Source organism: Pseudomonas sp. NPDC087346 (assembly GCF_044744235.1).
GTDB lineage: Bacteria > Pseudomonadota > Gammaproteobacteria > Pseudomonadales > Pseudomonadaceae > Aquipseudomonas.
In genome coordinates this window covers 1-21,500 of the sequence record NZ_JBIUXX010000035.1, presented here as the reverse complement: position 1 = coordinate 21,500, position 21,500 = coordinate 1, and the positions used below count along the sequence as shown (strand labels likewise).

Below are 21,500 nucleotides of genomic sequence, written 5' to 3'. Positions count from 1 at the left end.
TTCCTGTTGTTTCCCGGTTATTTATCCGGGCTGTCGATAGTGAGTTTTTGTGGCGCGGTGGTGCTGCTGGCCAGAGGCTCGCTGCGACCGACCCACTCACCGGCAGTTGGCTGGCCGGCACGGGAGACGCGCGCAACCAGTTGGACTTCAGGGAAGTTCGACAGTTTCAACTGCGGCATCATTGCGTCGGCATCACCCAGTTCGACCGTTACCGGCAGATCGGCGACGGTCAGGCGCTTGGCCGCCAATGGCGCAGGTGGGCCGGACGTGGCGCGAGCGAAGATGAACACGCTGTCGCCCGGCTGCACTTTGCCTTTCAGCTCGCTGGCCAGATCGACGCGGACCTTGAGCAATGCTGCGACCTTGGTGGCAGGTGCTTGGGCGACCTTGCCGCCACTGGCTTCGAGGCGTTCGGTGGCGCGGGCGATTCCGCCTTGCAGTGCGGCGCGGGAATTGTCTTCTGGCGGCAGTTGCGCCAACAGGCGATTCCAGTAGTCGATTGCTTGCTGATAGCGCTCGCCTTCAAACGCGGCGATACCCAGCAGACCGAGGCTGGTGACTTCTTTCGGATCGGCTTTCAGGGCTTCGTCAGTCAGGGCCTGAATCTTGTCCGACCACTTTTTACCGTCGGCAAAATACTGCGCCTGCGCCCACTGACCGAGCAGCTCCGGCTGACGACCGGCGAGGTTTGCAGCGCGTTCGAACATCTTCGCCGCGTCCGCCGGACGATCCTGAGCCATGTAAGTGCGACCGAGGAAGTACAAGCCTTCCGCCGAGTCTGGTTGCGCCGCGACGGCACGCTCCAGACGCTGGGTCATCTCTTCCATCGACTGCGGCGCCTGAGCGAATTCGCGGGTCAGTTCAACCTTGTCGGCGGCACCGAAGTGCAGATACAGACCGAGGCCGAGCACCGGCACCAACACCGCAGCCAGCAACGGCAGCGGTTTGCCGAGAATGGACACTTTCGGTGCGGCAACGCCTTCGGTATCGGCGAGCAGTTCACGGGCCGCTTCGGCACGACCGCTGTCCATTTGCGCGGCGTCGAGTACGCCTTCGGCCTGTTGCGTTTGCAACTCGGCGACACGCTCCTGATACAGGGCAACGTTGAGGGCGGTGCGATCTTCTTCACGCTGGGCACGACGGCCACGCAGCACGGGAATCAACAGGAAACTCAGGGCGACCAGAAGCAACAGCCCTGCGGCAAGCCAGAAATCAATCATTCTTGGTTTTTATCCAACAGTTGGTCGAGGCGCTGACGCTCTTCGGTGGAAAGCAACGACGGCGTGGCGCTGCGTTGGCCGCGACGACGGCGGACGATCACTGCGATCACCACAACACCGCCGAGCAACAGACCCGCCGGGCCAAACCACAGCAGCGCAGTCTTGGCATTGAGCGCAGGTTTGTAGCGGACGAAATCACCATAGCGATCGACCATGAAATCGATGATCTGCTGATTGTCCTTGCCCTCGCCGAGCATGCGGAAAATCTCTTTGCGCAGGTCGGCGGCAATCGGTGCGTTGGAATCGGCGATGTCCTGGTTCTGACATTTCGGGCAGCGCAGTTCCTTGGTCAGCTCGCGGAAACGCTCACGATCACCTTCCTTGGCGAATTCGTAAGTGTCGATGGCGGCATGCGCGACACCGGCCAGACTCAGGCCCAACACTACAGCGGCTAGAAAGCGCTTCATGGCTTGGCCTCATCAACCAGTGCCTGATACTTGGCCGCCAGTTTTTCGCGCCAGACCTGCTCGTCGATCACGCCGACGTACTTGTCGCGGATGATGCCCTTGGCGTCGATGAAGAAAGTTTCCGGAGCGCCGTACACGCCGAGATTCAGGCCCAGCGAGCCTTCGTCATCACGGATGTCCAGCACATACGGATTGTGGAACTCGGCCAGCCACTTCAACGCATCAGCGTTGGTGTCCTTGTAGTTGATGCCGTAGATCAGCACACCGCGCTCGGCCAGCTTGTTCAGCACCGGATGCTCGACCCGGCAGGAAATGCACCAGGTGCCCCAGACATTGACCAGTGCCGGTTTGCCGAGAATGTCAGCCTTGGTCAGGGTCTTGTCGCCCTGCACGCTTGGCAGAGTGAACTCCGGGAACGGCTTGTTGATCATCGCCGACGGCAGTTCCGCCGGATCAAGGTACAGACCACGATAAAGAAACACCGCCACCAGCAGGAAAATCGCCAGTGGCACCAGCATCAACCAACGTCTCATGCAGCGGCTCCTTCCATGCCCAGGGCTTCACGCACCTTGGCTTTGACCTTGACTCGATAACGCCGATCCAATGCCGCCAGCAGTCCACCGAAACCGGTCAACAGGCCGCCGAACCAGATCCAGCGCACGAACGGTTTAACGTGAACCCGCACCGCCCAGGCGCCGTTATCCAGCGGCTCGCCGAGTGCGACGTAGAGGTCACGGGTGAAACCGGCGTCAATGCCCGCTTCGGTCATCACCGAGTTCTGCACCGTGTACAAACGTTTTTCCGGGTGCAGCACGCTGACTTCCTTGCCATCGCGGATGACCCGGATGGTGCCCTTGTCGGACGTGAAGTTCGGGCCTTCGAAGTGCTTGGCGCCTTCGAACACGAAGTGATAACCGGCCAGATCCATCGACTCGCCCGGCGCCAGACGCAAGTCGCGTTCGGCACTGTTCTGACTCGACAACACCACACCCAGCGCGCAAACCGCGATACCCAAGTGAGCGATCTGCATGCCCCAGTAGCTGCGGGTCAGGGTTGGCAGGCCTTTGATCAAACCTTTGTGGCGCGTCTTGTCGAAGATGTCGCGCACGCCGGCCAGCAATACCCACGCAGCGAGCAGGAAGGTCGCGATCACTGCCCAGTTGAAATCGCCATAAGCGACACCGGCCACCACCGCCAATACGACGCTGCCCAGCAGCACCGGGGTCAGCATGTTCACCAGCCATTTCACCGGGGTGTCTTTCCAGCGCACGAGCATACCGACCGCCATCACCATCATCAGCAATGCCATCAACGGAATGAACAACGCGTTGAAATACGGTGGGCCGACCGACAACTTGGCGCCGCTCAGTGCATCGAGAATCAGCGGATACAGGGTGCCGAGCAGAATCATCGACGCCGCCACCACCAGCACCAGGTTGTTGCCCAGCAGCAGGGTTTCCCGCGACCACAGGTTGAAGCCGACCTGGCTCTTGACCACCGGAGCGCGCAACGCAAACAGCGTCAGCGAACCACCGACCACGAACAGCAGGAAGATCAGGATAAACACGCCGCGCTCAGGATCGGAAGCAAACGCGTGCACCGAAGTCAGTACGCCGGAACGTACGAGGAAAGTACCGAGCAGGCTCAACGAGAACGCCGCAATCGCCAACAACACCGTCCAGCTCTTGAACACGCCACGTTTTTCCGTGACCGCCAACGAGTGAATCAATGCAGTGCCGACCAGCCATGGCATGAACGAGGCGTTTTCCACCGGGTCCCAAAACCACCAGCCGCCCCAGCCCAATTCGTAGTAAGCCCACCACGAACCGAGGGTGATGCCGATGCCGAGGAATGCCCAGGCAACAATCGTCCACGGACGCGACCAGCGAGCCCATGCCGCATCAAGACGACCACCCATCAACGCCGCAATAGCGAAGGCGAACGCCACCGAAAAACCGACGTAACCCATGTACAACATTGGCGGGTGAACGATCAGGCCGATGTCTTGCAACAGTGGATTGAGGTCAGCGCCATTGCTGGGCATTTGCGGCAAGATGCGTTTGAACGGGTTGGACGTGAGGATCAGGAACAGCAGAAAACCGGTGCTGATCATGCCCATTACTGCCAGAACGCGGGCGAGCATGACTTGCGGCAACTGCCGCGAGAACACTGACACCGCGAACGTCCAGCCACCGAGAATCAGTGCCCAAAGCAGCAATGAACCTTCGTGGGCGCCCCACACTGCGCTGAATTTGTAATACCACGGCAAAGCAGTATTCGAGTTGTTCGCGACATAGGCGACGGAGAAATCGTCGGTCATGAACGCGTAGGTCAGGCTACCGAAGGCAAACACCAGGAACGCAAACTGGCCCCACGCGGCCGGCTGGGCCAGGCTCATCCACAAACGGTCGCCGCGCCAGGCGCCGAGCAACGGCACCACGGCCTGCACCAGCGCAAAGCACAGCGCCAGAATCATCGCCAGATGGCCCAACTCAGGAATAAACAGTGCGGACGTCATCGATCAACCCTCCTTCGCAGGTGTTGGCGCGGACTGGCCGCTGTCCTTCAAGGCTTTGGTCACTTCCGGTGGCATGTATTTCTCGTCGTGCTTGGCCAGCACTTCATCGGCAACCACTACGCCGTCGGCGTTGATCTTGCCAAGGGCGACGATGCCCTGCCCTTCGCGGAACAGATCCGGAAGGATGCCGCGATAGGTGATGGTCACGGATTTGTTGAAGTCGGTGACGACGAATTTGACGTCGAGCGAATCGCCGGAACGTTGCAGCGAACCCTTCTCGACCATGCCGCCAGCGCGAATCCGCGTGTCCTGCGGTGCTTCGCCGTTGGCAATCTGGGTCGGCGTGTAAAACAGATTGATGTTCTGCTGCAGCGCGCTCAAGGCCAGGCCGACGGCGGCGCCGACCCCGACCAGGATGGCCAGAATGATGATCAGACGTTTCTTGCGCAGCGGATTCACTTGCCGTTCTCCCGGCGCAGACGACGCGCCTCTTGTTGCAGATACCGCTTGCGGGCCAGGATCGGCGCCGCCACGTTGAAACCCAGCACCGCCAGGCAGATGCCGTAGGCCGACCAGACGTACAGGCCGTGATGACCCATGGCGAGGAAGTCGCCGAATGAAGCGAAACTCATCGAGCGGCCTCCAGACTGTTCTGCACTTCTTCTTTCACCCAACTGGCGCGGGCTTCGCGCTTGAGCACTTCAAGACGCATGCGCAGCAGCAACACGGCGCCAAAGAAGCAGTAGAAACCCAGCACCGTCAGCAACAGCGGCAGCCACATCTCGGCGGGCATCGCCGGTTTTTCGGTGAGGGTGAAGGTCGCGCCCTGGTGCAGGGTGTTCCACCACTCCACCGAGTATTTGATGATCGGAATATTGATCACGCCAACGATGGCCAGCACGGCGCAGGCCTTGGCGGCGCTGTCGCGGTTGCTGATGGCGTTGCCCAGCGCGATCACGCCGAAATACAGGAACAGCAGAATCAGCATCGAAGTCAGACGCGCATCCCAGACCCACCATGAACCCCAGGTCGGCTTGCCCCAGATCGCCCCGGTGACCAGCGCCACGGCGGTCATCCACGCGCCGATCGGTGCCGCGCATTGCAGGGCGACGTCGGCCAGTTTCATCTTCCACACCAACCCTACGACACCGCACACCGCCAGCATCACGTAGATCGACTGAGCGAGCATCGCGGCGGGAACGTGGATATAGATGATGCGAAAGCTGTTGCCTTGCTGATAGTCCGGCGGCGCGAAGGCCAGGCCCCAAACGACGCCGACGGTAATCAGCAACAACGCTGCAATGCTCAGCCACGGCAACAACTTGCTGCTGATGCCGTAGAACCACTTGGGCGAGCCGAGCTTGTGAAACCAGGTCCAGTTCATACTGTTTCCATCACGGGTGCTGCTCATCGTTGTGAGCTAGCCAGGGTCTTTACTGGTTAAATTTTAACCAGACCTCATTATTCGCCGACGCTGATCTTCAGGCCAGCAGCTATTGCAAAGGGTGTCAGGGTTATCGCCAGGGCGGTCAGGCTACCAAGCCACAGCAAATAACCGGTCGCCGGCATGCCTTGCAAGGCTGCCTGCAAGGCGCCACTGCCAAGAATCAACACCGGGATATACAACGGCAGAATCAGCAGCGCCAGCAACAGGCCGCCACGTTTCAAACCGACCGTCAGCGCCGCGCCCACCGCACCGAGCAAGCTCAGCACCGGTGTACCCAGCAGCAACGAAAGCAACAACACCGGCAGACAGGCGGCAGGCAAACCGAGCATCAATGCCAGCAATGGCGAGAGCAAAACCAGTGCCAGCCCGGAAAACAGCCAGTGTGCCAGCACCTTGGCCAACACCAGAAGTGCCAGGGGGTGCGGCGAAAGGACCCACTGTTCCAGCGATCCATCTTCGAAATCACTGCGGAAAAGCCCGTCCAGCGAGAGCAGGACCGACAAAAGCGCGGCCACCCAGACTAACCCCGGGGACAAGTTTTGCAACAGTTGCGTCTCTGGTCCGACGGCCAGCGGGAACAAAGCGATGACGATGGCAAAGAAAATCAGTGGATTGGCCAGCTCCGCCGGGCGGCGAAACAGCAGTCGGGACTCACGGGCAACCAGCAGGCCGAACACACTCATACCGCCCAATTCCCCAGATCGATGTCTCGATAACCGGCCGGCATCCGGCTCAGCGTGTGGTGGGTGGTCAACACCACCATGCCGCCGCGCTCGCAGTGGGCGGCCAGATGTTCTTCGAGTTGCGCCACGCCCTGCTTGTCGAGGGCGGTGAACGGTTCGTCGAGAATCCACAGCGGCGGGCTGTCCAGATACAAGCGTGCCAGCGCCACGCGACGTTGCTGACCGGCGGACAGGCTGTGGCAGGGAACATCTTCGAATCCGCGCAATCCTACAGCTGCCAATGCTTGCCAGATCGCCTGGCGCGTGGCGGGTTGATGCAGGGCGCAGAGCCAGGAGAGGTTTTCTTCCGGGGTCAGCAGCTCTTTGATCCCGGCGGCGTGGCCGATCCACAGCAGGTTGCGTGCGAGTTCGCTGCGTTGTTCGGTCAACGGCTCGCCGTTGAGCAATACCTGACCGCTGGTCGGCTGCATCAGACCGCTGAGCAGGCGCAGCAAACTGGTTTTGCCGCTGCCGTTGGGGCCGCTGATTTGCACCATATCGCCACTGGCCAGTCTCAATTCGAGATTTTCGAAGAGCAGCCGAAGGTCACGCTCACAGGCGAGGGCAACGGTTTGCAGGACAGGGCTGGTCAAGGGATCACGGGCCTTATACGGTTCAAGTCGGCTCTGGAACGGCCGTTAAAGAGATGCAGCATAGATGCAATGACGGCTTGATCTAGAGAGCTGCGTCAAACAATTGCTATGTTTTCTGAACGAAGCGCAAGACGCGCGGCATTATACATGGCGTGCCTTACTCTCAAGAGTGCAATTTCCTCAGGTTGTGTCCGCGTATGACAGGCGAAATGAACATCCTCCCGCTCCCGCCAACCAGCCCGGCGACCGTTCGCCCGCAGGTCGGTGAATTGCTCAAGTTGCTGACACCGGTCGAAGGCTTGATCGGCGCCGGGCAAAGCGCCAAGGCTGAGGTGTTGTCGCTGAAACAGGCGGATCAGACTTTTCAGTTGTTGCTCAAGGTGACGCTGGATGGCGGTCGTCAGACCACCGTGCAAGCGACCAGCAATCTGCCGCTTGCGCAGGGCACCAGCCTGGCAATCACTCAGCCGTCGGCGGGTAATCTGGCGATTACCGTGCAACAGGCGATTGCCAGCAGTGTTGCCGCCCTCACCCGCATCGACACCACACAATTGCCGGTCGGCACCCTGCTGCAAGGCAAAGTGCTGACCTCGCAGACATTGCCGCAAGTGCCGGGGCAACCGACGGTCTACCGCTCGATGGTCAGCCTGCTCAACACCGCGTTGAGCGGCGCCACGCTGGATATCGACAGCCCGCAGCCGCTGCGCATCGGCACCCTGCTCTCGGCGCTGGTGCAAGACGCGCAAACCCTGAAATTCCTGCCAATGAGCAGCCGTCAGGAGCAATTGGCGGTGAGTCAGCAACTGGTCAGCCAACAGAACCGTCAGGGTTCGTTGACTGGCTTGCTCAACGCGCTGCAAAACCTGCCGGCCGATACCGATCAGACTTCGCAGGATCTACGCGCAGCCGTTGATCGACTGCTCGCCAGCCTGCCGGATGCGCAACAACTGAGCACACCGAAAGGCCTGGCTCAGGCGCTGGCCAACAGCGGCATGTTCCTCGAAGCGAAGCTGCTGACCGGACAAACCCCAACGCTGGCCCCAGACATGAAGGCCGATCTGCTCCGACTGATCGCGCAACTGACGCCGGGCTTGCCGAGCAGCACCAGTTTCAACGCAATCATCGCCGCCAACACGCTCGCGCAAGCGTTGCCGAACTTCGTGCGCAACGCCCTCGGCACGCTGGGTCAGGTCAGCGCCAAACCACAGCCGGGCGGTTTCCCGTTGCCCGACCGATTGCTCGCCAATCTCGAAGGCGAAGGCGATCTGGAGCAATTACTGCGACTCGCCGCTGCGGCGGTGTCGCGCCTGCAAAGCCATCAGTTGTCGAGCCTGGAACAGACGGGTGTCACCGATGACGGCCGGCTGCTCAGCACCTGGCAACTGGAAATCCCCATGCGCAATCTGCAGGACATCGTGCCGTTGCAGGTCAAGTTCCAGCGCGAAGAAGCGCCAGAAAAAGAGCAGCCCAACGAACGCCGTGACGAACGCGAACCCAAGCAGCAATTGTGGCGAGTTGATCTGGCGTTCGACATGGAACCGCTCGGCCCGCTGCAGATTCAGGCGCAGTTGATCGCCGGCAGCCTGTCCAGCCAGCTCTGGGCCGAACGGCCATACACTGCTGATCTGATCGAAAACAATCTGTTCGCACTGCGCCAGCGTCTGCTCGACTCCGGGCTGAACGTCGGCGATCTCGACTGCCATCAGGGCACACCGCCGCAGGGCAACCAAACCCGTCTTGAACATCGCTGGGTCGACGAAACCGCATGAATGATTCCACTGCCCCGCGCCAGGCCATCGCGCTCAAATACGACGGCAACCACGCCCCGACCCTCACCGCCAAGGGTGACGATGAACTGGCCGAAGAAATCCTGCGGATCGCCCGCGAGTGCGAAGTGCCGATCTACGAAAACCCGGAGTTGGTAAGGTTGTTGGCACGGATGGAATTGGGCGACAGCATTCCCGAGGAGCTGTACCGGACGATCGCCGAGATCATCGCGTTTGCATGGAACCTGAAGGGCAAGTTCCCCGAGGGACGGGACCCGAATGCACCGATGGTCGAGAAAGACATCACCGAACGCAGTGACGATTTCTGAGTGTTACACCCCATGATCTAGAGCGCCTTGCTGACTCATACCATTGGTCGAGACTGTCATATCTGACAGGTGCAACGACGACATTATCGCCTCCAAATAGACAGGCAGCGTCAACTTCACCACCTCCTGACGCTGTCAACTTTCAGGAGCGATCAGATGTCCTCGATCACACACACTCAATGCAGTTCAGCAAGGCTCGACTTGTCGGTCTTGCCCGCCCCCCTGATTCCGGCACTTGTCAGACCGATAGACGGGGACGAGGGCTACCATGGCGGGCTTGGAGCAAACGCTCAAAGCACTGACCTGCTCGTCATCGTAGATCCATGGCTTGATATGCGAATAGGCCAGAAGTGCCTTTTTTACTGGGGTGATGATGTCGCGCCAGTTAAAACAGAGATTATTGATACGCCCGAAAAGCTTAACAAACCCCTGCAGTTTCTCGTGCCGGCAAATCAACTACTGAATGGTCGCGTTTTTCCGGTTTTTTACCGAGTCGTACGCTCTAGTGGTAACGAAGCTGAATCAGGAAAACTCAGTATCCTGATCAAGTTCACAAAACCTGGGGGCGTTCTTCTCAAACCCGAGCCGCTGGGTCACCCCGAATTACGCTATGCGTTTATCCCGGACATCAAGGACGGGGTTGACGCTGAGTCGGCTGAAAAAGGCATCACGCTACTTATAGCGCCGTATCCGAACATGACGATTTTCGACCGCATCGTAGCTCGTTGGGGCAATGCAGAAAGAGTTGATTTTTATCCTGTCACTGCCGACCAGATAGACGACCCGAAAAACCATCCGATCCTGATCATGTTCGACAAGACGCTGATCAAACGGGCTGGCAATGGTGTCCATGCGGTGACCTATCAAGTAATTGATCGATGCGGCAACCGCCCGGACGACAAGGCACCTTGGGCAATTGCAACTGATGTTCAGGTGAACCTGGATCGCATTCCGCCACCGATGATAGAAGACACAGAAGAGGGAGTGCTGGACCCTGCGTACGTGAAAGCCCCGCAGGTCATTGTTTCAGGAATGGGATTGATAGCGGGAAACCGCGTCCGCGTTCACTGGCAGGGCCGAGAAGAGCGGGAAACGCAATCGCAGGTGTATACCGGGGTCGGCGAGATGAGATTTGCAATTCCGCTTGCCTGGGCTAATGAAAGCAACGAACACGCCGTTGCCGTGACCTCGAAAGTGGAACGAAACGGCATGGAAATAACCTCCGACCCCACGCCGATATTCATCAAGACGACCATTGTGCTCACCCTCCCTGAAGTGCTCGAAGCCTACGGCACCTCGGGTGAACTTTTAAAAATGGACGACATCTATCGCGCCACACATGTCACTGTGGAAATCCCTGAGTTCTTAGGCATGGCCGTTGGCCAGAGCATCCGGCTGCGGTGGACGCATTCGCGCTTTACCTACGACAGCGCAATAACGACAGTCGATAACGTGGGTCCCATGCAATTTTTGATACCGCGCATGGAAGTCGTGGATGCGATCGGCAGCGCCGTCAACATCAGCTTTACCCTGCGCACATTCCCAGCGGGTCCATTGCACCGTTCGGTGGTCTTCAAGCTGACTATCGAGCCACAGCAGTTCGTCCTTACCCCGCCTCGCCTGACCCCCGATCAACGCACCATCACTGTTCGATATACAGGGATGGTGACGGGTTATCACGCACGCGTACGCATTGTCGGCGTGAGTAAAGAAGATACCCCATGGATGAACCTGACCACTGGAGTGACCGCAGAGTTTGCTGTTCCACCCGAGTGGATAACGGCAAACAAGGGCAAGGCCGTGCTGTTCAACTACTGCATCAACCGGCTTGGCGTTAGTGAAAACAGTCAGTTTGCGCAAATGTTAAGGATTGTCCTTCCAAACGACACCTCCTCAACAGAGCCACTTCGCTTGAACATTGACCATCCCGGCGATGCAAGCGCCCAGGAGATCGCATGAACATCAATCTGCAGCATATCGACCCCATTAGCCCAAGTGTTCTTGAGGCACCCCCACCTGGCGACCGTCTGAACGTGCAAAACGATGTGTATATGAACGAGCATATAACGGTTCGGGCACCCCAATACCCGGGCATGGCCATCGGGCACAGATTGACAGTCCGCTGGGTAACCGGACGCTACAAATTCGACACCGCTACGCAGACCGTCACCGAAACAGGCGCTTTCGACTTTTTGATTCCTCGATGGCTCTTCGTTGACTCGATCGGTTCTCTGGCGACTATCAACTACTCAATCAGACTGCCGAATCAACCTCTGATCCCTTCCAGGACACTGACCCTGCAAGTCGACGCGCAACAATTCAATCTGACAGAGCCAAGGCTCTCGGCAGATCAAAAAAGAGTCACTGTAAAATTTTTGGGGCAGACGACGGGTTACACCGTAAAAGTCCGCTGGCATGGTGTCGTCGTTCGAAACACCGAAACCAAACCCATCCTGGACAGTGCTTCTATCCCTTTTGACATCCCCGATAGCTGGCTGAAAGAGAACGCAGGAAAAACAGTGCGCATCAACTACTCCGTCTATCTATCCGGGTCCGGGAAAAAGCTCATGTTTTCACAGGTACTCACCGTCAACCTGTAAGTCAGAGGCATCTTTAGTGAACATAAAAAGAGCGACTTGCTGTCGTGCAAGTCGCCCTTGAAAATGCTTTCAATACATAAAAAACAATCTGCCAGTTGCCGCACTATTACCAAACGTCAGACTGCTCGTCGGCATGAAAAGCAAACACCTTTTCTGCGCGGTCCATCAGCGTAACCCGGACAATGGGTAGCAGGCGGCCCGTTACCTCAAAGTAGTCTTTCTGCATGAATTTTGCGCCCTCCAGTCCAACCGCTTTAGCCGCTGTGTAAATGTAAACAAATGCCTCGACAGGTAAATTTTTGGTACCGGCCGGCCATTTCGCCAGCACCGCTTCGTTGATTTCCTTGCGTTCCCAAGCCTCTTGAAAGTTATCGCGTGCTTGCAAACTGATTTTGAACTGATCTTTATCCGCATTAAAACTACACTGACTCCAATGCCGATCACCGGTTCTTCGATGAATAATGGCTTACCCATTGCGCAAGCGTCGTGACATCCTCTTCAGGGCACGAGCCGCTGGAAGATAGAAATGATTTATTTGTGCCACAACCCTTGTTACTTCGGTTCGGGTAAACCACTCCATCCTCGAAAAAAGCATAAAGTGCAAAAATCACACCTTATGCCTTTTTAACCTCAATCGCATCGATCGCACTTAACGTCCTTTCACCGTCGATATCTGATCTTCCTCATGGAAACTGAAAACCGTCGCAGTCCCAGGTGAGAGATCCACCCTGATAACAGGCAGCACCTCTGCGGTCATATTGAAATAATCCTGCTGGATGTATTTCGCACCGGTCACGCCTGCACCATCGCCCTGACGCTGCAGATAAAAGAAAGCGTAAAGCGGTAGTTGCTTTGGAATATCCTGCGGCCAAAGAGACAGGATTATTTCGTTGTGTTGTGGTCGCTCCCCCGCAGGCGGCTCAAAATGAGCTCGCGCATCGAGACTGATGGCAAACTGTTCAACAGTTGAAGTAAATCCACATTGATGTCTATTTCTTTCTGAAAAAGATCCAGAACCCGCCACCGATCGATAATGCGTTTTCCACTTCTCCAACGTATTCACGCCCTCCTCCGGGCAAGAGCGGCTATTCGCGGGATACGAACTATGGGCCCCGCAACCACCGGTGCCGGTGCGATACCAACTCGCCGCATCCGTGGGAAACGAGCACAAAAGGCTGATCGGGTAAGTGCCTAAGCGCTCGGCGGTGGCGAAGTCCTTGAAAATGAACCCGTGAAGATCTCCCCAAGCCAATGTTGTGATGCCTAAATCCTTACGCAAGTAAGAAAAAGGAACCCCTTTCTTGTCAATAGCAGTAGGGCTTGGATTCCAGGAATGGTAAGACGGCTTGGCTCCGGTAGTACGCATTATCACACCACTGCAATAATACGCGGGCTTTCCGCTACAGTTGTTTGAAACATTGTTGTATCGGCTATTCAGCCTTTCAGCGACCAACTGACCGAATCGTTGATCGTTGGCATCAAAACTGAATATCTGCTTGTTGGCTACCGCCATATTGATTTTCACAATAGGGACGTACAAAGACGTCTCAAGATAATATTCGCGTTGAAATTTTTGCGCGTCCGCCAATTTACCGGGCGCCGAAGCCTCGTAAAACAAGGCCTCGACTGGAAGTTTCTCAGGCTTGCTTTCATCCCAGGTTTCAACCAGAACCTCAGTAGGCTTGGCCGTCCACGCTGCATCCACAAGTTTGTGCGCTTCCAGACTGGCCTTGAATTGCGCAGCGACAACGGTACTTAACGAACATTGATTCTTTGGCAAAGAATCATGTTCCTTGAAGTTTTCTAACCAAGCCGCAGCCGTAGTGGGAGAGCCCCATAATTTTGCACAATTGGCAAGATCAGGATCCGCTTGCGCCACTTTCGGTGCAAACCCACAACCGTGATCTGCCCGTTCATTGAGTGATTCAGTCGGAAAAGGGAAAATACAACGCAGACTTACGGCCTTACCCGCAACCAATGCTGAAGTCTGGTCTTTCAAGATAAAACCGCTTTTTCTGTTTCCGTTAAGTGCAGTGCTACCGACATCCGAACGAATATAGGCAAATGCAACGGACCCAAGTTTTGTCGCTTGCGACCCGTAATCCCAAAACTTGAAGAACGTACTGTAATCCACGGCCCGCAAGAGAACACCAGAACAATAGTATGCAGGTGCTCCATTCGAACACTGGGCAGCACTGCTATTGTATTTCGCATTTAAATCCGTCACCAACGCCTGTCCGGACATGGCACTGACATTTGTCGCAAGCCACGCCATTAAAAACAACATATATTTCATACCCTGACCTCCGATGATTTAAATTCATCTTTAGTATGTTGGGCACCACACAGAACACACTACTGTCAGACCTGACGGTTTCGACAAACGGTCATTGCCATCAAGATCAAAATAACAAAGTACAAATTACAAATTTGCTCGCATGCACCACATCCAGCACAACACCAGACTTCTCCTGAACTCGCTAAATACCGGTAACAGAAACTGATTGTTCCTCAGGATGAAAACTGAATGTCGCCACTTCCCCCCGTAAAAGTCACGCGTATAACCGGCAAGTAATTTAAAGTCTGTTCATAGTAATCTTCTTGAATAAAGCGGGCACCAGCAAGCCCTGTTTGCGGGACAGTGGAAAAAACATAAATAAATGCTTCCAAAGGTAGTTTTTCCGGAATGCCTACAGGCCATGCCGCCGTTACGATTTCAATTGTGTAATTTAAATCTACGGGATCCTGGAAATTATTTCTGCCTTGTAAAAAAATTGCAAACTGGTCTTTACCCGGACCTATACTGCATTGATGAAATTTCCGATTGGCCGCTCCTGATACGGAATGATAGTGGCTTTTCCATGCAGCCAAAGTCAAAATCTCCATATCCTCACAAGAGTCACCCTCATCAGGAAAATAATCGTGACGCCCGCATGAATGTTTCCGATATGTGCCAGTCGCCCCATCCACCGGAAAAACACATCGCACCGTGATTGGCTGAGAGTTTGACTTTATTGCAAATTTCAGGCTCTTGAAAGTAAAGCCCTGTCTCTCGGAATTATAAAGACCTTTCATCTTTACATCTTTTCTAAGATAGGAAAAGGAAACGCCGTCCCGTGCAATGGATCCTCCACTCGGATCCCAGGCATGGTACTTAGTGGTCGCGTTAGTAGTTCTGATCATTATCCCGTTGCAAAAATAGGCTGCGTTGCCGGAACAATCATTTGCAATATTATTGAAGCGTGCGTTCATTTGCTCGGCGACTACTTGTCCATACTGCTGATCCGCAGCAGAAAAAACAAAGACATTGCTGTCGGGCGCAGCCAGGTTCAACTTGACGATAGGAACGTACAGGGAGGTTGCAATGTAGTACTCGCGCTGAAATCTCCGTGCATCCGCCAGTTTGGCGGGTATGGAAGCATCGTAAAACACGGCCTCGATGGGTAGATTTTCCGGTTTACTTTCATCCCACGTTTTAACCAGAACTTCCATCGGCTTGGCCATCCACGCAACATCAACAAGCTTGTGCGCTTCAAGACTGGCTTTAAATTGCGCCGCCACCGCCATACTCAGCGAACATTGATTCTTGGGAAGTGACTGATGTTCCTTGAAATTTTTCACCCATGCCGCAGCTGTAACGGGCGCCCTCCATAACTTCGCACAATTGGCAAGATCAGGATCCGCTTGCGCCACCTTCGGTGCAAACCCACAACCGTGATCTGCCCGTTCATTGAGTGATTCAGTCGGAAAAGGGGAAATACAACGCAGACTTACGGCCTTATCCACAACCAATGCTGAAGTCTGGTCTTTCAAGATAAAACCGCTTTTTCTGTTTCCATTAAGTGCAGTGCTACCGACATCCGAACGAATATAGGTAAATGCAACGGACCCAAGCTTTGTCGCCTGCGAACCATAATCCCAAAACTTGAAGAATGTGCTGTAATCCACTGCCCGCAAAAGAACACCAGAACAATAATACGCGGGAGTTCCATTTGCACACTGCGCGACATTGCTTTGATATTTTGCATTCAGGTCTGTCACTAACGCCTGACCAGACATGGCATTAACCGCGGCGGAAAAAAGCAAAGTCAAGAACAGTAAGAGTTTCATATCCATACCCTGATGAAGTAGCGTTCATTCTGAGTATGTTTAGAGCATGAGAAGGTTATCTACTGTCAGATCTAACAGTTCCGACAAATGGTCTTTTCAACGCGAATAAAAAAATCGCAACCTGTGACAACTCCCACAAAAATCTCATATAGGAATTATCACAGGCTGCGATCTTTTGATTTCGCTTGCAGCTCGAAGCTTCTAGCTCTTGTGCATTTTGCTCATCAACTCCGCCTCAGCCTGGGTCAACCCGCAGGACTGAGTCAGCTCATCGACGCTGGCGCCCATGCCCACCAGTTTCGCCGCTTGGGCGAACGACAGGCTCGACGGGGAGCGCTGTTCAAGCTTCTCGAGCTTGTCAGGGATCGGGCTGACGACCGAGCGCAGCTCATGCAGGGCTTCGCCCATGCGCACGTTGCCGTTCTGGTAATCGTCGACACGCTTGGCCAGCTCCTTGATGCGCTGATCACGCAGCGCATCGCCCTGAGCCTGCTGCGCAGCGATAACCCGCTGCGCCTTGATGTACGCCAGAAACATCGCCAGCGTGCCTGCCCAGAACAGGAACAGGACAATCACCGCTACTTCAAGAATCAATCAGATGTTCTCCAGATCCGACCATTCTTCTTCGCTCATCATCTTGTCGAGCTCGACCAGGATCAGCAACTCGTTGTTCTTGTTGCACACGCCCTGGATGAACTTGGCCGATTCTTCGTTACCGACGTTCGGTGCGGTTTCGATTTCCGACTGACGCAGGTAAACCACTTCGGCCACGCTGTCGACCATGATTCCGACCACTTGCTTGTCGGCTTCGATGATGACGATACGGGTGTTGTCGCTGATTTCGGCATTCATCAGGCCGAAGCGCTGACGGGTGTCGATCACGGTCACGACGTTACCGCGCAGGTTGATGATGCCCAGCACGTAGCTTGGTGCACCCGGAACCGGGGCGATTTCGGTGTAACGCAGGACTTCCTGAACGCGCATCACGTTGATGCCGTAGGTTTCGTTGTCCAGTTTAAAGGTCACCCATTGCAGGATCGGATCTTCAGAACCCTTTGCATTCGTCGCCTGACTACTCATACCCTGACCCCTCGAAAAAACCGCTCTGGGCGGTGTGTGTTCTGTGTGGCGGCATTCAACAATGCCGTCGCCTGATTGTTATGTCGGCTGCTATGTCGGTTTATGTAGCGGCTTGCTGCCGCTCAAGTGCTTTGCCCCACCGCTGGCGATCAACTCGGCCAGTGCGGAAACGTCCAGCAATGCACACATGTGCTCAATCACGGTGCCGGCGAGCCATGGCCGCTGACCCCGGTGACTTCTCCATTTGATTTCATTCGGGTCCAGTCGCAACGAGCGGCTGACCTGATGCACCGCCAGCCCCCACTCGTAACCTTGTACCGAAATCACGTATTGCAGGCCCTGACGGAAGTCATCGCGATAACGATCCGGCATCACCCAGCGTGCGGTATCCAGCACTTTCAGGTTACCGGCCTGACTTGGCAGGATGCCGAGGAACCATTCCGGCTGACCGAACAGCGGTGTCAGTTCCTGGCCTGCCAGCGAATAGATCGAACCGAGGCACACCAGCGGCACCGCCAGCGTCAGCCCGGCGACGTCGAACAACAGGCATTCGAACGCTTCGGATGCCCACGCCGGACGGCCATCGGTTTCTACCGGGGGCGGCGTGTTGCTCGGCGGCAGATGCACTTCGACCACTGGCGGTACCAGCGCTTGTGGCGGCGGAGTCTGCGGCAGTGGTTCTGGCTCCAATTCTGGTTCCGGCTCTGGCGCCGGCGGCGTTCGCAGAAGTTGTGTTTGCAGCAACGGCCCAAGAGTCGAGACCGATGCGCGAACCGGTTCAGCCTGCTCAACCAACGCCATCGGTGCCTTGGCAGCCGGTGCGGCCAAAGGCGCGGCAGTCGGCCTGGCAACTTGCTGCGCATCGCGAGCCTGTTCTTCAAGCACCGCAGCCTGGAACTCATCGAGCGCCTCGGCGGATTCCACTACTTCAGGCTCGGGAAACGCTTCAACCTCTACCGGAAACTCATCGGGAACGCTCTGCAACAGATCGTCCAGATAGGACTGCAACGCCATCTGCGGACGCGAAGTCAACTTCACTGGCCGGTTCATACACGCCCCCCTGTAGGAGCTGCGGAACGCTGCGATCTTTTGATCTTTTCAGGAACACCAGCAAACCCGATCAAAAGATCGCAGCCTGCGGCAGCTCCTACACAGGGCAAAATCATCTCAAGCCACCTGCGCAACAAGCTGCTGCGCCAGCAAATGCTTGAGCAATGCACGATAGGCCAGTACGCCACGGCTCTTGCCGTCGAATTGCGACGGCGTGACACCGGCGCGGCTGGCGTCGCGCAGACGGGTATCGACCGGGATATAACCCTGCCAGATGTCGTCCGGAAATTTATCGCGCAACACGCGCAAGGTGCCCAGCGACGCTTGCGTGCGGCGGTCAAACAGGGTCGGCACGATGCTGAACGGCAACGCCTGTTTGCGCGAACGGTTGATCATCGCCAGGGTGTTGACCATGCGCTCCAGGCCTTTGACGGCCAGGTGTTCGGTCTGCACCGGGATCACCAGTTGCTGGCTCGCGGCGAGTGCATTGACCATCAGCACACCAAGCAACGGCGGGCTGTCGATCACCGCGTAATCGAAGTCCTGCCACAGTTGCGCCAGACTCTTGGCGATCACCAGCCCGAGGCCACTCTGCCCCGGCGACTGACGCTCAAGCGTTGCCAGCGCGGTGCTCGATGGCAGCAGGGAAATGCGTTCGTCGCTGGTCGACAACAGCAGTTGCCCGGGCAAGCCCTGCGGCACGCTGCCCTTGTGCAGGAACAGGTCATAATTGCTGTGTTCGAGGCTGTCGGGGTCGTAACCGAAATAGCTGGTCATTGAGCCGTGCGGGTCCAGATCGACCACAACCACGCGCTTGCCCGCCTCCGCCAGCAACCCGGCTAAAGCGATGGAAGATGTGGTTTTACCAACACCACCCTTTTGATTGGCGACTGCCCAGACTCTCATTCGGTTCGTTCCTCCCGGTCGATATGCTCGACCGAGACATAGCTCAGCGTATTAATGCGGGTGACGGAGAATTGACGGCACTCTCGCGTCCCGGCGTCTTGACCGGGGTCGGTGCAGTTTGTGTGCCAGCACGCTTCAATGCGGCATCCGGTTGCGCGTTAGCGGTCCCGGTGCCCGTGAGGCTGCGGCGAACATCGAGATTGCGCGACACCACCAATACCACACGACGGTTTTTCGCCCGGCCTTCGGCAGTGCCGTTGTTGGCCACTGGCTGGAACTCGCCGTAACCGACCGAGGCCAGTCGACCCGGGTTCACACCCTGCATCGCCAGCATCCGCACAATGCTCGCCGAACGCGCTGAAGACAGCTCCCAATTGGTCGGGTACTGCGCGGTGCGGATCGGTTGATCGTCGGTGAAACCTTCGACGTGGATCGGGTTGTCGAACGGTTTGAGGATCGCTGCAACCTTGTCGATGATGTTGAACGCGATGTCACTCGGCATCGCATCACCGCTGCCGAACAACAGACTGGAATTGAGTTCGATCTCGACCCACAACTCGTTGCCGCGCACGGTCATCTGGTTGGACGCGATCAGATCGCCAAACGCTGCGCTGATGTCATCGGCGATGCTTTTCAACGGATCGCTGGCACCGGCAATACCGGCGTCAACCTGTTCGGCATCCTTGACCAGCGGCTTGGCCGGGGTCACGGTCTTCGGTCGTTCGTCGCCAATCTGGATCGGCTTGAGCGCGCGGTCGGAATCCTTGAAGACCCCGACCAGCGCTTCGGAAATTTCTTTGTACTTGCCTTCGTTGATCGACGAGATCGAATACATCACCACGAAGAATGCGAACAGCAGGGTGATGAAGTCCGCGTAGGACACGAGCCAGCGCTCGTGATTGACGTGTTCTTCCTGGTGGCGACGACGAGCCATGAGGTTATTCCCTTAATCCATGAAGCCTTGCAGCTTCAACTCGATGGAGCGTGGGTTTTCACCTTCGGCGATCGACAGAATGCCTTCCAACAACATTTCGCGATAACGCGACTGTCGCAACGCGATTGACTTCAGTTTGGCGGCCACCGGTAGCAGGATCAGGTTGGCACTGGCGACACCGTAAATGGTGGCGACGAAGGCCACGGCAATGCCGCTACCCAACTGCGTCGGATCGGCGAGGTTGCCCATCACATGGATCAGCCCCATCACCGCACCGATTATGCCGATGGTCGGCGCGTAGCCGCCCATGCTTTCAAAGACTTTGGCGGCTTCGATGTCGCGGGCTTCCTGGGTGTAGAAATCCACTTCGAGGATGCTGCGAATCGCTTCCGGCTCGGCACCGTCGACCAGCAGTTGCAGGCCTTTGCGCGAGTAGCTGTCCGGTTCGGCATCCGCCACCCCTTCCAGACCGAGCAAACCTTCCTTGCGGGCGGTGAGACTCCAGTTGACCACGCGGTCGATGCCACCGGCCAGGTCGACCCGTGGCGGGAAGAAGATCCACGCGAGGATCTGCATTGCACGCTTGAACGCGCTAATCGGAGATTGCAGCAGCGCGGCACCGATGGTGCCGCCCAGTACGATCAGTGCCGCCGGGCCGTTGGCCAGCGCACCGAGGTGACCACCTTCAAGGTAGTTACCGCCGATGATGGCGACGAACGCCATGATGATCCCGATAAGGCTTAGAACATCCATCAGATACACGCCTCGACCAAGTGCTTGCCGATATCGTCCAGGCTGTACACCGCGTCGGCGAGGTCAGCTTTGACGATGGCCATCGGCATGCCGTAGATCACGCAACTGGCTTCGTCCTGCGCCCAGATTGCGCTGCCGCCCTGCTTGAGCAGACGCGCGCCTTCACGACCGTCGGCGCCCATGCCGGTCAACACGACCGCCAGAACTTTGTCACCGTAGGACTTGGCTGCGGAACCGAAGGTGATGTCCACGCACGGTTTGTAGTTCAGACGCTCGTCGCCCGGGAGGATTTTCACCGCGCCACGGCCGTCGATCATCATTTGCTTGCCGCCAGGTGCCAGCAGCGCCAGGCCCGGACGCAGGATGTCGCCATCCTCGGCTTCCTTGACGCTGATGCGGCACAGCTTGTCCAGACGCTCGGCGAACGCTTTGGTGAACGCAGCAGGCATGTGCTGGATCAGCACAATCGGCGCAGGAAAATTGGCCGGCAACTGGGTCAACACCCGTTGCAGTGCAACCGGACCGCCAGTCGACGTACCGATGGCGACAAGCTTGTAGGCTTTGCGTTTCGGTGCCGGCGAGGAAGCGCCGGCCGAAGATGCACGGCTTGGCGCCGGAGCATGTATCGGTGCAGGCGCCGGACGCGCCGGGGCGCTGCTGCCATAACTGCTGACGCTGGATGGCGCAGGTGCTGGTGTCGGCGCAGGTGCAGCGGCCGGTGTCGGCGAGCTGTAGGCACTGAAACGACGGTTACTGCGCGAGATGCTGTGAACCTTCTCGCACAGCAGTTGCTTGACCTTCTCCGGGTTACGCGAGATGTCTTCGAAATTCTTCGGCAGGAAATCCACCGCGCCAGCGTCCAGCGCATCCAGGGTGACCCGGGCGCCTTCGTGCGTCAGCGAGGAGAACATCAACACCGGCGTCGGGCGGGGCTGGGTGATGTGCCGGACGGCGGTGGTGCGTGGGAGCAGCGGGGTCTCGTAGTCGTGGGGGTTCTGGTGCGGG

23 protein-coding genes are annotated in these 21,500 nt (G+C 57.0%); 4 read left to right on the top strand and 19 right to left on the bottom strand.

Going from position 1 to position 21,500, the window contains the following annotated elements:
• Positions 1-17: 17 nt before the first annotated feature.
• From ccmI to ccmA, 9 genes are all read right to left on the bottom strand, one after another.
• Entirely contained in the window at positions 18-1,220 is a 1,203-nt protein-coding gene (ccmI, locus tag ACIOZM_RS19975) for a c-type cytochrome biogenesis protein CcmI (RefSeq protein WP_401216514.1), read from the bottom strand.
• Positions 1,217-1,687: a cytochrome c-type biogenesis protein gene (locus ACIOZM_RS19970; RefSeq protein WP_401216513.1), complete on the bottom strand. Its 471-nt coding sequence runs from the start codon at positions 1,685-1,687 to the stop codon at positions 1,217-1,219. Before ACIOZM_RS19970 ends, ccmI begins: the two co-directional genes overlap by 4 nt.
• Positions 1,684-2,220: a DsbE family thiol:disulfide interchange protein gene (locus ACIOZM_RS19965; RefSeq protein ID WP_401216512.1), complete on the bottom strand. Its 537-nt coding sequence runs from the start codon at positions 2,218-2,220 to the stop codon at positions 1,684-1,686. Before ACIOZM_RS19965 ends, ACIOZM_RS19970 begins: the two co-directional genes overlap by 4 nt.
• Complete coding sequence (locus ACIOZM_RS19960) at positions 2,217-4,205, bottom strand: heme lyase CcmF/NrfE family subunit (protein ID WP_401216511.1); 1,989 nt, start codon at positions 4,203-4,205, stop codon at positions 2,217-2,219. The genes ACIOZM_RS19965 and ACIOZM_RS19960 overlap by 4 nt, the downstream gene beginning before the upstream one ends.
• Before the next feature lie 3 nt (positions 4,206-4,208).
• Positions 4,209-4,664, bottom strand: a complete 456-nt coding sequence (gene ccmE, locus ACIOZM_RS19955; RefSeq protein WP_401216510.1) for a cytochrome c maturation protein CcmE — start codon at positions 4,662-4,664, stop codon at positions 4,209-4,211.
• On the bottom strand, positions 4,661-4,837 hold the full coding sequence (gene ccmD / locus ACIOZM_RS19950) for a heme exporter protein CcmD (RefSeq protein WP_401216509.1): 177 nt from the start codon (positions 4,835-4,837) through the stop codon (positions 4,661-4,663). Before ccmD ends, ccmE begins: the two co-directional genes overlap by 4 nt.
• Positions 4,834-5,589, bottom strand: a complete 756-nt coding sequence (locus ACIOZM_RS19945; RefSeq protein ID WP_083366583.1) for a heme ABC transporter permease — start codon at positions 5,587-5,589, stop codon at positions 4,834-4,836. Before ACIOZM_RS19945 ends, ccmD begins: the two co-directional genes overlap by 4 nt.
• A 77-nt stretch (positions 5,590-5,666) precedes the next feature.
• Positions 5,667-6,335, bottom strand: a complete 669-nt coding sequence (gene ccmB, locus ACIOZM_RS19940) for a heme exporter protein CcmB (protein WP_401216508.1) — start codon at positions 6,333-6,335, stop codon at positions 5,667-5,669.
• Positions 6,332-6,967 carry a cytochrome c biogenesis heme-transporting ATPase CcmA gene (ccmA, locus tag ACIOZM_RS19935; protein ID WP_401216507.1) on the bottom strand — a complete coding sequence of 212 codons (636 nt, stop codon included), beginning with the start codon at positions 6,965-6,967 and terminating at the stop codon, positions 6,332-6,334. The genes ccmB and ccmA overlap by 4 nt, the downstream gene beginning before the upstream one ends.
• 197 nt (positions 6,968-7,164) lie before the next feature.
• Between ccmA and ACIOZM_RS19930 the strand changes: the two genes are divergently transcribed.
• The 4 genes from ACIOZM_RS19930 (at position 7,165) to ACIOZM_RS19915 (ending at position 11,662) form a co-directional block, all read left to right on the top strand.
• On the top strand, positions 7,165-8,736 hold the full coding sequence (locus ACIOZM_RS19930) for a flagellar hook-length control protein FliK (protein WP_401216506.1): 1,572 nt from the start codon (positions 7,165-7,167) through the stop codon (positions 8,734-8,736).
• Positions 8,733-9,062: an EscU/YscU/HrcU family type III secretion system export apparatus switch protein gene (locus tag ACIOZM_RS19925; RefSeq protein WP_401216505.1), complete on the top strand. Its 330-nt coding sequence runs from the start codon at positions 8,733-8,735 to the stop codon at positions 9,060-9,062. Before ACIOZM_RS19930 ends, ACIOZM_RS19925 begins: the two co-directional genes overlap by 4 nt.
• A 156-nt stretch (positions 9,063-9,218) precedes the next feature.
• Complete coding sequence (locus tag ACIOZM_RS19920; protein WP_401216504.1) at positions 9,219-11,021, top strand: hypothetical protein; 1,803 nt, start codon at positions 9,219-9,221, stop codon at positions 11,019-11,021.
• On the top strand, positions 11,018-11,662 hold the full coding sequence (locus ACIOZM_RS19915; protein ID WP_401216503.1) for a hypothetical protein: 645 nt from the start codon (positions 11,018-11,020) through the stop codon (positions 11,660-11,662). The genes ACIOZM_RS19920 and ACIOZM_RS19915 overlap by 4 nt, the downstream gene beginning before the upstream one ends.
• A gap of 106 nt (positions 11,663-11,768) precedes the next feature.
• Here ACIOZM_RS19915 and ACIOZM_RS19910 read toward each other — a convergent pair whose 3' ends face one another.
• From ACIOZM_RS19910 to ACIOZM_RS19865, 10 genes are all read right to left on the bottom strand, one after another.
• Entirely contained in the window at positions 11,769-12,047 is a 279-nt protein-coding gene (locus ACIOZM_RS19910) for a hypothetical protein (protein ID WP_401216502.1), read from the bottom strand.
• A 264-nt stretch (positions 12,048-12,311) separates the two neighbouring features.
• Positions 12,312-13,958 carry a hypothetical protein gene (locus tag ACIOZM_RS19905; protein ID WP_401216501.1) on the bottom strand — a complete coding sequence of 549 codons (1,647 nt, stop codon included), beginning with the start codon at positions 13,956-13,958 and terminating at the stop codon, positions 12,312-12,314.
• A gap of 215 nt (positions 13,959-14,173) precedes the next feature.
• Complete coding sequence (locus ACIOZM_RS19900) at positions 14,174-15,772, bottom strand: hypothetical protein (RefSeq protein WP_401216500.1); 1,599 nt, start codon at positions 15,770-15,772, stop codon at positions 14,174-14,176.
• Positions 15,773-15,973: 201 nt separating this feature from the next.
• Complete coding sequence (locus ACIOZM_RS19895) at positions 15,974-16,366, bottom strand: DUF2802 domain-containing protein (RefSeq protein WP_401216499.1); 393 nt, start codon at positions 16,364-16,366, stop codon at positions 15,974-15,976.
• A complete protein-coding gene (locus ACIOZM_RS19890) occupies positions 16,367-16,852 on the bottom strand; it encodes a chemotaxis protein CheW (protein WP_010456928.1) in 486 nt (161 codons plus the stop codon). It abuts the gene before it with no gap.
• Between the two features lie 90 nt (positions 16,853-16,942).
• A complete protein-coding gene (locus tag ACIOZM_RS19885; protein ID WP_401216498.1) occupies positions 16,943-17,902 on the bottom strand; it encodes a CheW domain-containing protein in 960 nt (319 codons plus the stop codon).
• A 117-nt stretch (positions 17,903-18,019) separates the two neighbouring features.
• Positions 18,020-18,808, bottom strand: a complete 789-nt coding sequence (locus tag ACIOZM_RS19880) for a ParA family protein (protein WP_401216497.1) — start codon at positions 18,806-18,808, stop codon at positions 18,020-18,022.
• A gap of 43 nt (positions 18,809-18,851) precedes the next feature.
• Positions 18,852-19,742, bottom strand: a complete 891-nt coding sequence (gene motD / locus ACIOZM_RS19875) for a flagellar motor protein MotD (protein ID WP_401216496.1) — start codon at positions 19,740-19,742, stop codon at positions 18,852-18,854.
• A gap of 12 nt (positions 19,743-19,754) precedes the next feature.
• Entirely contained in the window at positions 19,755-20,495 is a 741-nt protein-coding gene (locus ACIOZM_RS19870) for a flagellar motor protein (protein ID WP_401216495.1), read from the bottom strand.
• Positions 20,495-21,500, bottom strand: a 1,006-nt coding sequence (locus ACIOZM_RS19865) for a chemotaxis response regulator protein-glutamate methylesterase (protein WP_401216494.1), incomplete at its 5' end; no start/stop codon positions are given. The genes ACIOZM_RS19870 and ACIOZM_RS19865, both read right to left, overlap by 1 nt.

Coding starts and splice junctions, on each gene's coding strand:
- ACIOZM_RS19945 (WP_083366583.1), bottom strand. CDS start 5,589: ATGAACTGGACCTGGTTTCACAAGCTCGGCTCGCCCAAGTGGTTCTAC.
- ACIOZM_RS19915 (WP_401216503.1), top strand. CDS start 11,018: ATGAACATCAATCTGCAGCATATCGACCCCATTAGCCCAAGTGTTCTT.
- ccmB (WP_401216508.1), bottom strand. CDS start 6,335: ATGAGTGTGTTCGGCCTGCTGGTTGCCCGTGAGTCCCGACTGCTGTTT.
- ACIOZM_RS19880 (WP_401216497.1), bottom strand. CDS start 18,808: ATGAGAGTCTGGGCAGTCGCCAATCAAAAGGGTGGTGTTGGTAAAACC.
- ccmD (WP_401216509.1), bottom strand. CDS start 4,837: ATGAGTTTCGCTTCATTCGGCGACTTCCTCGCCATGGGTCATCACGGC.
- ACIOZM_RS19900 (WP_401216500.1), bottom strand. CDS start 15,772: ATGAAACTCTTACTGTTCTTGACTTTGCTTTTTTCCGCCGCGGTTAAT.
- ACIOZM_RS19870 (WP_401216495.1), bottom strand. CDS start 20,495: ATGGATGTTCTAAGCCTTATCGGGATCATCATGGCGTTCGTCGCCATC.
- ACIOZM_RS19885 (WP_401216498.1), bottom strand. CDS start 17,902: ATGAACCGGCCAGTGAAGTTGACTTCGCGTCCGCAGATGGCGTTGCAG.
- ACIOZM_RS19920 (WP_401216504.1), top strand. CDS start 9,219: ATGTCCTCGATCACACACACTCAATGCAGTTCAGCAAGGCTCGACTTG.
- ACIOZM_RS19905 (WP_401216501.1), bottom strand. CDS start 13,958: ATGAAATATATGTTGTTTTTAATGGCGTGGCTTGCGACAAATGTCAGT.
- ccmI (WP_401216514.1), bottom strand. CDS start 1,220: ATGATTGATTTCTGGCTTGCCGCAGGGCTGTTGCTTCTGGTCGCCCTG.
- ACIOZM_RS19890 (WP_010456928.1), bottom strand. CDS start 16,852: ATGAGTAGTCAGGCGACGAATGCAAAGGGTTCTGAAGATCCGATCCTG.
- ACIOZM_RS19960 (WP_401216511.1), bottom strand. CDS start 4,205: ATGACGTCCGCACTGTTTATTCCTGAGTTGGGCCATCTGGCGATGATT.
- ACIOZM_RS19965 (WP_401216512.1), bottom strand. CDS start 2,220: ATGAGACGTTGGTTGATGCTGGTGCCACTGGCGATTTTCCTGCTGGTG.
- ACIOZM_RS19925 (WP_401216505.1), top strand. CDS start 8,733: ATGAATGATTCCACTGCCCCGCGCCAGGCCATCGCGCTCAAATACGAC.
- ACIOZM_RS19930 (WP_401216506.1), top strand. CDS start 7,165: ATGACAGGCGAAATGAACATCCTCCCGCTCCCGCCAACCAGCCCGGCG.
- motD (WP_401216496.1), bottom strand. CDS start 19,742: ATGGCTCGTCGTCGCCACCAGGAAGAACACGTCAATCACGAGCGCTGG.
- ACIOZM_RS19970 (WP_401216513.1), bottom strand. CDS start 1,687: ATGAAGCGCTTTCTAGCCGCTGTAGTGTTGGGCCTGAGTCTGGCCGGT.